14 protein-coding genes are annotated in these 11967 nt (G+C 63.7%); 6 read left to right on the forward strand and 8 right to left on the reverse strand.

The window, feature by feature from the left end; all coding sequences use genetic code 11:
- Positions 1-74 precede the first annotated feature (74 nt).
- From ACVDG8_RS26050 to denD, 4 genes are all read left to right on the forward strand, one after another.
- On the forward strand, positions 75-761 hold the full coding sequence (locus ACVDG8_RS26050) for a GNAT family N-acetyltransferase (RefSeq protein ID WP_447251004.1): 687 nt from the start codon (positions 75-77) through the stop codon (positions 759-761).
- A 70-nt stretch (positions 762-831) separates the two neighbouring features.
- A complete protein-coding gene (locus ACVDG8_RS26055; protein WP_447251005.1) occupies positions 832-1833 on the forward strand; it encodes a cation diffusion facilitator family transporter in 1002 nt (333 codons plus the stop codon).
- A 19-nt stretch (positions 1834-1852) separates the two neighbouring features.
- Positions 1853-2059 (forward strand): hypothetical protein, encoded by a 207-nt coding sequence (locus ACVDG8_RS26060; protein WP_447251006.1) that lies wholly within the window; start codon positions 1853-1855, stop codon positions 2057-2059.
- Between the two features lie 3 nt (positions 2060-2062).
- Positions 2063-3037, forward strand: coding sequence for a D-erythronate dehydrogenase (gene denD / locus ACVDG8_RS26065; RefSeq protein WP_447251007.1), 975 nt, complete (start codon positions 2063-2065; stop codon positions 3035-3037).
- Positions 3038-3043: 6 nt separating this feature from the next.
- Here the strand turns inward: denD and ACVDG8_RS26070 are convergent, their stop codons facing one another.
- The 4 genes from ACVDG8_RS26070 to ACVDG8_RS26085 form a co-directional block, all read right to left on the reverse strand.
- Positions 3044-4216 carry a nickel/cobalt transporter gene (locus ACVDG8_RS26070; RefSeq protein ID WP_447257086.1) on the reverse strand — a complete coding sequence of 391 codons (1173 nt, stop codon included), beginning with the start codon at positions 4214-4216 and terminating at the stop codon, positions 3044-3046.
- A gap of 158 nt (positions 4217-4374) precedes the next feature.
- Entirely contained in the window at positions 4375-5043 is a 669-nt protein-coding gene (locus ACVDG8_RS26075; protein ID WP_447251008.1) for a DUF1007 family protein, read from the reverse strand.
- A gap of 110 nt (positions 5044-5153) precedes the next feature.
- Positions 5154-6053 (reverse strand): LysR family transcriptional regulator, encoded by a 900-nt coding sequence (locus tag ACVDG8_RS26080; RefSeq protein ID WP_447251009.1) that lies wholly within the window; start codon positions 6051-6053, stop codon positions 5154-5156.
- Positions 6054-6056: 3 nt separating this feature from the next.
- Positions 6057-7259: an amidase gene (locus ACVDG8_RS26085; RefSeq protein WP_447251010.1), complete on the reverse strand. Its 1203-nt coding sequence runs from the start codon at positions 7257-7259 to the stop codon at positions 6057-6059.
- A 542-nt stretch (positions 7260-7801) separates the two neighbouring features.
- Between ACVDG8_RS26085 and odc2 the strand changes: the two genes are divergently transcribed.
- Positions 7802-8935 carry an ornithine/lysine decarboxylase gene (odc2, locus tag ACVDG8_RS26090; RefSeq protein WP_447251011.1) on the forward strand — a complete coding sequence of 378 codons (1134 nt, stop codon included), beginning with the start codon at positions 7802-7804 and terminating at the stop codon, positions 8933-8935.
- A 286-nt stretch (positions 8936-9221) separates the two neighbouring features.
- Positions 9222-9764 (forward strand): GNAT family N-acetyltransferase, encoded by a 543-nt coding sequence (locus ACVDG8_RS26095; RefSeq protein ID WP_447257087.1) that lies wholly within the window; start codon positions 9222-9224, stop codon positions 9762-9764.
- A 59-nt stretch (positions 9765-9823) separates the two neighbouring features.
- Here the strand turns inward: ACVDG8_RS26095 and ACVDG8_RS26100 are convergent, their stop codons facing one another.
- From ACVDG8_RS26100 to ACVDG8_RS26115, 4 genes are all read right to left on the reverse strand, one after another.
- The gene (locus ACVDG8_RS26100) at positions 9824-10108 is read right to left on the reverse strand and encodes an SCP2 sterol-binding domain-containing protein (RefSeq protein WP_447251012.1); all 285 of its coding nucleotides are present in this window, start codon (positions 10106-10108) and stop codon (positions 9824-9826) included.
- Between the two features lie 199 nt (positions 10109-10307).
- Complete coding sequence (locus ACVDG8_RS26105) at positions 10308-10838, reverse strand: hypothetical protein (protein WP_447251013.1); 531 nt, start codon at positions 10836-10838, stop codon at positions 10308-10310.
- Between the two features lie 31 nt (positions 10839-10869).
- A complete protein-coding gene (locus ACVDG8_RS26110; RefSeq protein ID WP_447251014.1) occupies positions 10870-11292 on the reverse strand; it encodes a hypothetical protein in 423 nt (140 codons plus the stop codon).
- An 8-nt stretch (positions 11293-11300) separates the two neighbouring features.
- Positions 11301-11840 carry a rod-binding protein gene (locus ACVDG8_RS26115; protein WP_447257088.1) on the reverse strand — a complete coding sequence of 180 codons (540 nt, stop codon included), beginning with the start codon at positions 11838-11840 and terminating at the stop codon, positions 11301-11303.
- Positions 11841-11967: the final 127 nt, after the last annotated feature.

Consider the following 11967-nt stretch of genomic DNA (forward strand, 5'->3'; position numbering starts at 1 on the left):
TCCTGTGGTTCTTTCTGTAAGCGAGCGTTTTTGTGAACGTCCGCCAGGAAATGTCAAACGGATTGGAGCTTTGCGTGTCGGAAAATCTGAAGAATTGGCAGCCGCGCCCGCGTCCGGAACGCAAGGCGATCGAGGGGCGCACGGTCTGGCTCGAGCCGCTGAGCGCGGCCAGGCATGGCGATGGGCTCTACGAAGCCTCGTCGGTGGCGGACGCCGGCGGCCGCTTCGCCTGGCTGCCCGACTATCCGCCGGAGACGCGCGCCGCCTTCCAACCCTGGCTGGACAAGGCCGAGGCCAGCGAGGATCCGCTGTTCTTCACCGTCTTCGACAAGGCGAGCGGCAAGATCGCGGGACGGCAGACGCTGATGCGCATCGACGCCAACAACGGGGTCGGCGAGATCGGCAACATCTATTGGGGTCCGCTGATCTCGCGCAAGCCAGCCGCGACCGAAGCGCAATTCCTGTTTGCAAAATATCTGTTCGACGATCTCGGCTACCGCCGCTACGAGTGGAAGTGCAACAACCGCAACGAGCCGTCGAAGCGCGCGGCAGATCGCTTCGGTTTCAAGTTCGAAGGCATCTTCCGCCAGCATCTTGTGGTAAAAGGCGAAAACCGCGATACCGCGTGGTATTCGATCATCGACAAGGAATGGCCCGCACTGCGCAAAGCCTATGAGGCCTGGCTCGATCCGGCGAATTTCGATAGTGAAGGCGGCCAGAAGCGACGGCTCGAGGATTTCCGCGCCGACTTTGGCGCATAGATCATGATCCCGAAAAAGTGTGGGAAACCGGTATTCGGACAGATCATGGTCAGTAACGAGGAGTTCAGCGATGGCGCATGACCACGGTTCGCATGACCATGGCTCACACGCGGCCGGTCATAGCCATGGTCCTGGCCATGTGCATGGCTCGACCGACAAGAAGCGGGTGCTGATCGCGACCTTGCTGACCGCCGGCTTCATGGTCGCCGAGGCGCTCGGCGGCTGGCTGACCGGATCGCTGGCGCTGGTCGCCGACGCCGGCCACATGCTGGCGGATGCGATCGCGCTCGGCCTCGCCTGGTACGCCTTCCATCTCGCCGGACGTCCGGCCACCGGCCGCCTTACCTACGGCTTTGCCCGGGTGAAGACGCTGGTCGCCTACACCAACGGCATCGCCATATTCGTCATCGCGCTTTGGATCGTCTACGAGGCCTGGGGGCGGCTGATGAACCCGGCGCCGGTGCTTGGCGGTCCGATGCTGGTGGTTGCCGTGGTCGGGTTCCTGGTCAACATCGCCTCCTTCTTCGTGCTGCATGGCGGCGACCGCGAAAGCCTGAACATGCGCGGCGCCATCCTGCATGTGCTTGGCGACCTGCTCGGCTCGGCGGCGGCGATCGCGGCGGCGATCATCATCCTTGCCACCGGCTGGACGCCGATCGATCCGATCCTCTCGGTTCTGGTGTCGCTGCTTATCCTGTCCACCGCTTGGTCGCTGATGCGCGCGGCCGCCCATGTGCTGCTCGAAGGCGTGCCGGCGAGCTTGGACCGAGACCTCATCGCCAAGGATATCCAGGCTACGGTCAAGGGCGTGCGCGAGGTGCATCACATGCATGTCTGGTCGCTCGACGGCACCTCCAACATGGCGACGCTGCACGCCTGCCTGAACGACGGCGTCGATCAGCACATGGCGGTGAGCGCCATCAAGAAGCGGCTGGCGGTCAAGCACGGTATCGAGCATACGACGGTCGAACCCGAGTTCGGCCAGTGCGCAGACAGTCACGACGAGCACGACCATCACCATGATCATGATCACGCGCATGACGCGCCGCGCGATCGCCGTCATCTTCATTGACCGCGTTGAATGGATAAACATGGATAGCGAAACACGCAACGCGGCGATCGCAGCAGCCTGCGTGCTGTTGGTGTTCGGGTTTGCGGCCTATTACCTGCCGACCATCATGCTCGCCGTCGGCCAGGTGTCGACGGTGCTTGCCGCGCTGGTCGCGATCGTCTTTGTACTTGGGCTGTTTGTCGTCCTGTGGCTGCGCGGGCGCAGCCAGCGCAAGAAGGGTCTGTAGAGCATGCGAATTCTGATTACGGGCGCGGCGGGAATGGTTGGCCGCAAGCTGATCGCGCGGCTGGCCAAGGACGGGTCACTGCGCGGGCGCAAGATAAAGGCGCTCGACCTGCACGACATCGTGCCGCCGCAAGCACCCGCATTGGCGGGCGTCGATGTCGCGATCCATACCGGCGATCTTTCCGAACCCGGCGCGGCAGCAAAGCTCGTCGCTGCGCGGCCGAATGTGATCTTCCATCTGGCCGGCATCGTCTCGGGCGAAGCGGAGGCCAATTTCGATCTCGGCTACCGGGTCAATCTCGACGGCACGCGTGCGCTGTTCGACGCCGTGCGTCTGGCGGCATTTGCGCCGCGCCTGGTCTTCACCTCGTCGATCGCGGTGTTCGGAGCGCCGTTCCCCGATGTCATCCCCGACGACTTCCACCCGACGCCGCTGACCTCCTACGGCACGCAGAAGCAGATGAGCGAGGCGCTGCTGGCCGACTATACTCGGCGTGGCTTCTTCGACGGCGTCGGCATCCGTCTGCCGACCATCTGCGTGCGCCCCGGCAAGCCGAACAAGGCGGCCTCAAGCTTCTTCTCGGGCATCATCCGCGAGCCGCTCGCCGGCCAGGAAGCGATCCTGCCGGTGCCGCGCTCGGTGCTGCACACGCATGCCAGCCCGCGCTCGGCGGTCGGCTTCCTCATCCATGCGGCCGAAATCGACGGCGACACGATCGGGCCGCGTCGCAACCTCACCATGCCGGGCGTTGCCGTCACCGTTGGCGAGCAGATCGAAGCGCTCGAGCGCCTTGCCGGCACCGATGTCGCGAAACGGATCCGCGAGCAGCCCGACGAAACCATCTGGGCGATCGTCAAGGGCTGGCCGACGCGCTTCGAGGCCAAGCGGGCGAGGGAGCTAGGCTTTACAGCCGAGAGCAGCTTCGACGAGATCATCCGCGCGCATATCGAGGACGAACTGAGCGGAAAGATCTCCTGATCGACGTCAGACGGTGCCCGACAGGCTGGCCGACAGCAGCAGCAGGCCGACCAGGAAGATGAAGGCGGCGCCGCCGATCTCGACGATGGAATGGATGCTGTTACCGATGCGGCCGTCGCCGGCGAAATAGACCGCCCAGTTCTTGGCCAGCACCGCGATCGTCGCCAGCGTCGAGACGGTGATCGCGGTGCCGATCGACATGGCGAGCACCGACAGCAGGCCGCCCACCCAGAGGCCATTGAGCAGCGCGAAGCTCAGCACGATCAGCGCGCCGGAGCAGGGGCGGATGCCGACGGCGGCCACCGCCGACCAGGCGGTTTTCCAGTCGAAGCGATCGCCTGAAAGCATCGCTGGATCCGGCGCATGCGAATGGCCGCAGGTCTCGCAGACTTCGCCGGCGCCATGGTCGTGCTGAGCGTGATCATGCCCGGCGTGATCGCGGTGATCGTGCGCGCCGTGATCGCGGTGATCGTGCGCGCCGTGATCGTGGCCATGCGCGTGCGAATGGTCATGATGATCGTGATCATGATCGTCATGCACCTGCAGCGCATGGGAATGCGCCGCGGAATGCGAACGCGCGTGGCCTACATGGGAATGCGCATGGGCATGCGAGTGGCCCCCATGCGAATGGCCGGCGTGCGCCGCCGACAGGCTGTAGGCAGGGGCCCTGCCGAGCAGGCGCAGGATCGATGGACCGAGTTTGCGCCACAACAGCCAGGCGCCGAATAGGGTCACCAGCACATAACTCGAGATTTCGAGGAACCATGCCGCGTCGGTCATCGAGATGGCGGTGCCGCGCAGCACGAAATAGGCAAGCATCATGACGATGACCGCGGTCAGGCCCTGCAGCAGCGCCGAGACGAAGGAGAGCATGATACCGCGCCGCAGCGCCACTTCGTTGGCGACCATGTAGGAGGAGATCACCGCCTTGCCGTGGCCGGGGCCGGCGGCGTGGAAAATGCCATAGGCGAAGGACAAGCCGATCAGCACCCAGAGCTTGCTGCCGTCCTGGCGCATCGCCTTCATCGCCGCGGCCAGCGCATGGTAGAATTCCTGCTGGCGCAGATTGATCCACATCAGGATATGGGCAAATGGGCCGGTGGTGGGCGCCATGCCGTCATTGACGCCGATGCCGAGCGAACTCTGGGCGTGCGCCGCGACGGGCAGGTGGATGATCATCAAGGTGGCGGCCAACAGGCCGAGCGCTAAGCGAATATTCGTGCGATGTCCCACGAATATTCGCTTAGATTCCTTTGTTTGTCGCAGGTTCCGATCGCAAAACCATGGGACACTTTTGCGGAACCTGCTTGCGCGCAGCGACGGTTTCATCACCAAAATTATCCTTCCGGCGAGCAATTCAGTTCGAGCTTTGTGGCGAAGATCTTGCTCATGTCGGTGCCTGTAGGGTCGTTGAAGAACGCGTCCGTCAGGGTCTTCTGGTTTTCCTTGATCGCCTCGTCCGGGTCGGGCCGGATGACCTTGCTGGTGCAGTTCGAGGGCAGGCCTTCGACGGTGATGTTGGAATCCTCGGTGAAGTCGATCGCGGTGTAGAAGGTCGGATCATAGACGCCGATATCGATCTTGCCGGTGAGCTTGATCGGTGTTTTCGGCTGCGATTCGAACAGGATGATCAACTGATCGTTGTCGAAGTTCGCCATCAGATGCGGCGGCGGGATCATGGGCACGTCCTTGCCGTCCTGCGTGACCAGCTGGAAATAGTTGAACTCGGCCAGCGAGGAATGGACGGTGTCGGCCACTTCCTTGAGCTCATTGTCGTCAAGCTTCAGATCGGAATTCTTATCGAACTCCATCATCACTGTACTCGAAAACAGGTCATCGAAGCGCCAAAGGTGGCGCAGCGCCGTCACACTTTGGTGATCCTTGCTCAGGATGACGTCGAGACGGGCCTCGGCAAAAACGTGCGGATGCACCTCGGCCGGCTCGACCGCGGCGAATGTCGCCGCAAGGGCCGAAGCCAGCATGGTTGCTTGCCGTTTAAGGTGCATTCTGAGCCGCGATTCCATCCACTCGGGAGCGAACCTGAGAGTTAACAGAAAGGGGGCGAAATTGGGACGTGCCTCGGATTCAACCGCCGCGTACGTCCGGGCAACAAGGATCAGACAGTGTCGCGCGTCCTGAACCATTGCACCAGGAAATCGACAAAGACGCGCACCTTCGCCGGCAGATAGCGGCGATGCGGATAGACTGCGAAGATGCCGGTGCCCGATAGCAAGCGGTCGTCCAGCGCGGTGACCAGGCGGCCCGAGGCGATGTCGGGGGCGGCAATGAAGTCCGGCAGCATGGCGAAGCCCAGTCCGGAGAGTGCCGCGGCTCTTGCCACGATCGGACTGTTGACCTCGATCGGGCCTGAAACGGTGACGCTCATGGACTCTTCGCCTTCCCCCTTGAAACGCCAGTTGGCCAAAGACCGGCCGTTGGTGTCGACGATGCAGGGCATGTTGGCGAGGTCCTGCGGACGCGTCGGCGCGCCATGTTTGGCGATCAGCTCAGGCGATGCGCAAAGCCTGACCGAAAACGGCGCCAGGCGCCTCGCGATCAGCGAGGAGTTCTCGAGCCGCGAGATGCGTACGGCAAGGTCGAAACCCTCCTCGACCAGATCGACGAAACGGTCGTCGAGATGGACGTCGAGCACGATGTCGGGATACTGCTTGGCGAAATCGATCAACGACTGGCCGATCGGCGCGTCGGCGAAGGTGCGCGCCGCCGAAAGCTTGATCCTGCCACGCACATCGCCGGAGGATTCGCGCACCGCGTCGGCCAGGCTGTCGACCTCGCGTACGATCTCGGAGGCCCGTTGATAATAGGTGTGGCCCGACTCGGTCATCGAAAACTGCCTGGTGGTGCGGTTCAAAAGCAGCGCGCCGAGCTCGTCCTCCAGCTCGCGCACATATTTCGACAGCAGCGCCTTGGAGCGGCCGATTTTGCGCGCGGCGGCCGAAAAGCCCTCGGCCTCGACGACGTCGATGAAGGCGCGCATGCGGGTCAGTGTATCCATCGGTCAGACCTTTCGAGCCGCGTCGAGAATCTTGCGGCCGAGCCGTATCAGGGCAACGTCGCTGCCGGAAGGGCCGAGCAGCGAGAGACCGAAGGGAGCGCCATCGACCGAGCCGATCGGCAAGGTGATTTGCGGGAAGCCGGACAGGCCGGAAAGGCAAAGCAAATGCAGAGCGCGTTCGCGATAGGCCTGGAACTGCTCCGGCGTGCCGGTGGCCAGCGGGGCCGCTCCGGGAACGGTCGGCAGGACCAGAAAGCCGTTGTTACCGAGCAAAGCGCCCAATTCGGCCCGGAACGCCAGCCGCCGCGTTGCCTCGGTTGCGGCCACCCTGGCGTCGATGGTGCGGCCGAAGCCGAAGCGTTCCTCGACGCCCGGGTTGAGGTGGGGGCCGCCGCCGGCCGAAATCCAGCCGCCATGCTCGCGCCAGGCCTCAAAGGCCTGCAAGCGGCGGAAGCACCAATAGAGCTCGTCGGGAAACGAGGCGAAGGTGTATTCGGTCTCCGCCGGTTGACCAATGATAGAGGCGGCCAGCGCCTTCATGCGGGCATACGCCGCGGCTTCCGCCGGGCCGGTGACGAACGCATCGAGCCAGCGGATGGATAGCGGCCGGTTGAGCGGGTGCTGGTGCGGATCGCGACCAAGCAGGATCTTGCCGACCGTCTCATAGGTCTCGATGTCGTCGGCAAACCAGCCAAAGGTGTCGAAGCTCGACGCCAGCTTCATTGCACCCTCGAGCGAGATGCGGCCATGCGTGGTGCGCAGTCCGATCAGGCCGCAGAAGCTTGCAGGCGCTCGGATCGAGCCGCCGGTGTCTGAGCCGGTGGCGATATCGGCAAGGCCGCCGGCAACCGCCGCCGCCGAGCCCGACGACGAGCCGCCGGTGACACGATCGGGCGCTGCGGGATTGACCGGAAAAGGGAAATGCGCGTTCTGGCCGAACAGCGAGAAGGCAAGCTCGTCTGTCTGCGTCTTGCCGACGAAACGCGCGCCGGCATCGAGAATCATCTGCACGGCCTCAGCCGTCCGCGAGGCGGCATGCGCTTCCTCGAACTTTTGCAGGTTGCCGCAGCCGGTGCGGTAGCCGGCGACGTCGTAGATATCCTTGACGGCCAGGCGCAGGCCGGCCAGCGGGCCTAATTGTGCATTCGCCACAGGCATTTGGCGCAGATCGAGGAAGGCGTTGAGTGGACCCTGGGTGCCTGGCATCGTTCGATATCCGGATACGGTGATGCGTACATTGTTCGATGCCGGAAATTTTACAACCTGCGCTTACGATTTTTATTGATTGTGAAACTCTTCGCTCCTATATCGCGCTTGCCCAAAGTCGCACGTGCCTGTGGGTGTCCGCCGATCCTCGAATGGTGAGGGCAATCGGTAAGGTAACTGGAGCCAACCCCTCCAGTCGGTCTAGCGGCCAACCGCCAGCCCGAGGACACCTTGAAGCAACGACGGTGCGGGCCTTTCTGGTTCTCTTCCGGTTGTCCAAAGACCGGGGTTACTAAAGAGGCACACCTTCATTGCCGGCAGTGCGGACGGGTCTCCCATCCAAGCCAAGGCAGACAAAGCGAACCGAGGCCGGGCAAGGCCAAGGTTCACCGCCGCGAGACGGCGTTTCATGGTTCCGGGGTCTCCACCGGCTGGTTCCATGAATTTGACGTCCCGCCTTTGTCCACCGCGAGTTCGCGAGGCCGACAGCCCGCGTCCCGCAGCCTTATTGCGCGCCGCAAGGCGTTTATGGAGAGACCCCGATGGCCACCCAGCGCATCCTTGACTTCCTCGCCACCCGACGTCCGAACGGCCCTTGCCTCGTCGTCGATCTCGACGTGGTGCGCGACAATTTCCGCGCCTTCGAGAAGGCGCTGCCCGATTCCAGGATCTACTATGCGGTGAAAGCAAATCCGGCGCCGGAAATCCTGCGCCTGCTTGCTGCGATGGGCTCGTCCTTCGACACCGCCTCCGTTGCCGAAGTCGAGATGGCGATGGACGCCGGTGCGCCGGCGGACCGCATCTCCTTCGGCAATACCATCAAGAAGGAGCGTGATATCGCACGCGCCTATCAGCTCGGCATCCGCCTGTTTGCGGTGGACTGCGTCGAGGAGGTCGAGAAGATCGCCCGGGCCGCCCCTGGCGCGCGCGTGTTCTGCCGCGTGCTGACCGACGGCGAGGGCGCCGAATGGCCGCTGTCGCGCAAGTTCGGTTGCGTGCCGGCGATGGCCGTCGACGTGCTGCGCCATGCCAAGGGGCTCGGCCTCGATGCCTATGGCGTGTCGTTCCATGTCGGCTCGCAGCAGACCGACCTGTCGGCCTGGGACCGCGCGCTGGGCGATGCCAAGACGGTGTTCGCGACGCTTGCCGACGAAGGCATCGTCTTGAAGATGGTCAATATGGGCGGCGGTTTCCCGACCCGTTACCTGAAGGACGTGCCGGTGGCGCAGGCCTATGGCCAGGCGATCTTCTCGGCGCTGCGCAAGCATTTCGGCAACGCGATCCCGGAGACGATCATCGAGCCGGGCCGTGGCATGGTCGGCAATGCCGGCGTCATCAAGTCTGAAGTTGTGCTGATCTCCAAGAAGGCCGACAACGACAATGTGCGCTGGGTGTTCCTCGACATCGGCAAGTTCGGTGGTCTTGCCGAGACCATGGACGAGGCGATCCGCTACCCGCTGGTGACCCGGCATGACGGTTCGGAGACCGCGCCGTGCGTGCTCGCCGGTCCGACCTGCGATTCTGCCGACGTCATGTACGAGAAGACGCCTTATCCGCTGCCTTTGTCGCTGACCATCGGCGACGAGGTGCTGATCGAAGGCACCGGCGCCTACACGACCACCTATTCGGCGGTCGCCTTCAACGGCTTCGAGCCCCTCCGATCCTACGTGATCTGACCGGCTCGCAAGAGTTGGCCAGATCATCCGGCGCGGGCGATGCTGATCGCCCGCCTCGGCTCGCTTGTGGAACAGATCTCCGCTCGTGAAGGATCGCGGACATGGATATGGCAAATTTCATCGTTGACGGCGCTGCGCGCGGAATCTCCCCCTCGAGGGGAGATGGCCGGCAGGCCAGAGGGGGTCGGTTCGACTGGACTTGGCCTCGTGCGCCAGAAAGATGTTGGCGCTTCACGCGCTATGACCCCCTCTGTCGCCTTCGGCGACATCTCCCCCTCGAGGGGAGATCGCCCGCGCCTTCGTCATCGTTGGCGAAGGCGCCGGTGATGTCGAGGCGCGTGAAACGCTGCTCGACCAGGCCATGGGGCCGAAGCGCAGGACCAAGTCGTCCGAGAAGCTGCGGCGCGGCCGCCGGCCTTCGGAAGGCCTGGCCTTCGTCGCGCGCGACGCTTCCGGCGCGCTCGTCGGCACGGTGCGGCTGTGGGATGTGAGGCTGGGCGAGGGCGGTCCGGCGGCACTGCTGCTTGGCCCGCTCGCGGTCGACCCAGGATTGAAGGACGGCGGCATCGGTTCGGCGCTGATGCGGCATGCGATTGGCGAAGCCGCGCGGCTTGGTCATGGCGCGGTCCTGCTCGTCGGCGACGCGCCCTATTACGGTCGCTTCGGCTTTTCGGCCGATCGCACCGGCGCGCTCGCCATGCCGGGACCCTATGAGCGGCACCGGCTGCTGGCATTGGAGTTGAAGGACGGCGCGCTGGATGGCGCCAAAGGCACGATCAAGGCCGCCGGCCGCAAGCTCAAGGGGCAGGCGCTCGGGTTTGTCGCCTGAGCCTTCGGTTCGACAAGAAACACAACGCCGCCCATCGGGCGTTGTGTTTTTGCGAAGGATCAGCCGAGCAGTTGGCCGAGCGCCATGGCGACGGTCATGTCACCCTCGACCTTCAGCTTGCCGGCCATGAAGGCCATGGTCGGGTTGAGCTCGCCGGCAATCAGCGAATCCAGATCGTCGAGCGACAGCTTGACGGTGCAATCGGTCGGCGCGTCGTTGGTCGAGACGGTCGCGCCGTCGATGACGATGACGCCGTCGCTGCCGGTATCGAATTTGACCGAGTGCTCGAAGCCCGCGCTTGCCACGCGCGACTTGATCTTGTCGGCAATCTCCTGAACGCCCATGGCGGTTCTCCTCGTTGGTTGCGTTGACGCGCACCGGCTTGTCGAGCCGCTGGGCGAGGGTGCGCCGCGCGAGCGCGCGGTCACAGGTCACCGGCGCATATAGCTGTGAGTTGACGTTAACGTCAACGCGGTGACGATGCGTCATATTGCGGTAGGGGTAGGGTCTCGGAAACCGCATGGCCGGACGACAGCCAGGCAATCAATGCTCTGGCGCCGGCTCAAAAGCCTTGGTCATCGCTGCCGCAGTCTCGCCGGCATTCTTGCGGCGGCGAAGCGCGTTGTCGCGGATTTCGTCCTTGGACAGGAAATTGACCTGGTCGATCAGCACTTCATGCACCAGCTCGACCCCGACCCGGGTGTTGATGGTGTCGCGGATCGATTTGCGGAAAGCGTCGAGATCGATCGATTCCTTCTTGGTGAAATCGATCTGCGGGTTGGCGTAGAGATAGGAATAGACTTGGTCGGTCATCAGCGCTTGCGCCGGGATCGACAGCTTCTTTATCTGTTCCGGTTCCACCGTGTAGACGAGCTTGGTCAGGAAATAGCCGTCGATGGTGCCGTTGCGCAGCAGCGGTACCGAAATCATATCGGTCTTGACATAGTCGAGGCCGCCCAGCATCGGCTTCGGCGTTTCGCCGACGCCGCGCTCGCCCGCCGCCTGGAAAGAGTAGAACACCGCGCCCAGCGTCACGGCGCAGATCCACAGCGCGGCGGCGATGAACTTGATCACCTGAGCTTTCCTTGCGCCTCGGTCATCTCGATCAGGCCCGGGCCATGCCGAATTCGCCCGCCGAATAGGTGCCGTCGGTATCGGCGCGCTGGATGGCGTTCTTCAAAAGCGTGGCGACCTCGTTGACGGCGTTGAGGTGGGCAAGGATCGCCGCCTCGTTCTTCGCCAGCTTCTGGCGCAGCCGCAGCAGACCTTCGCGGTGCTGCTCGAGGAATTCGATCTCGTTGGCACCCCTCAACGCGCGGTTCAGCTCATAGAGATACCGGCTCTTGCGGGCGTTCGAGGCCTTGAGGTCGTAGCCGACACCGTTGCGGATACCGGCGGTTTCCTCCTCCACCACTTCCTCGATGCGGCCGATGATGGCGGCGAGGTTGCCGGGGCGTGCGGATACGACCGGCGCCTCCGTTGCGGGGGTCGGTGCAGGCAGTTTGGAAAGGTCCGTTTGGTCGGCCATGTAGGTCCCTAGATCTTGATATCCGTTTTTATGGTCGTATCGTCGCCGGTCATCGACCGGGCGGCCTTGCGCTCAAGCTCCTCGACCATGGAGGTCGAAAGCCGCGTCTGCTGATCGATCTCCGTTTTCTGCGGCCCGCCGCCGGCAGGGCCGACCGGCACCTTGCGCTCGCCGTCGAGATAATGGTCGGCCAGCATCGATTTTGCGATGCCGATGCCGCCGTGGGAAGCCATGACATCGGCAACCTTCTCGGCCAGCTGCGACTTCCACATGTCGCCGGACAGCCCCGTGCCGTAAACGCCTTCGGTATCCTTGGGCATCATGTTCTGGATGAAGGTCGTCAGCACCATCGCCTCGAAGCGCTGGAACTTCTTTGCCGGATTTGCCGCTTCCGCCTTGTCGGCCGTGGCGCGTGACAGCACGGAACCGGCATCGACCGTGGCGGATGGATCGACCGAGAAGGGCACCGCGGCGCCATTTGCTCGTTTGGCAAGCGCTGCCCGTGCGGCCTCGACATCGGCCGGCTCCGCCGCGCGGGCAACGTCCATGACGATGTCGCTGGGTGGGGAAATGGCCAAGAAAGTCCGTCCTTTACCGGTTTTGTCGTCCGCACAATGACTGAACAAGCTTGTGGCAGGCTTGCGCGAAAAGAGGAGGCGGAATGCGGATGTGTGG

The organism is Mesorhizobium sp. ORM8.1 (genome assembly GCF_053005525.2).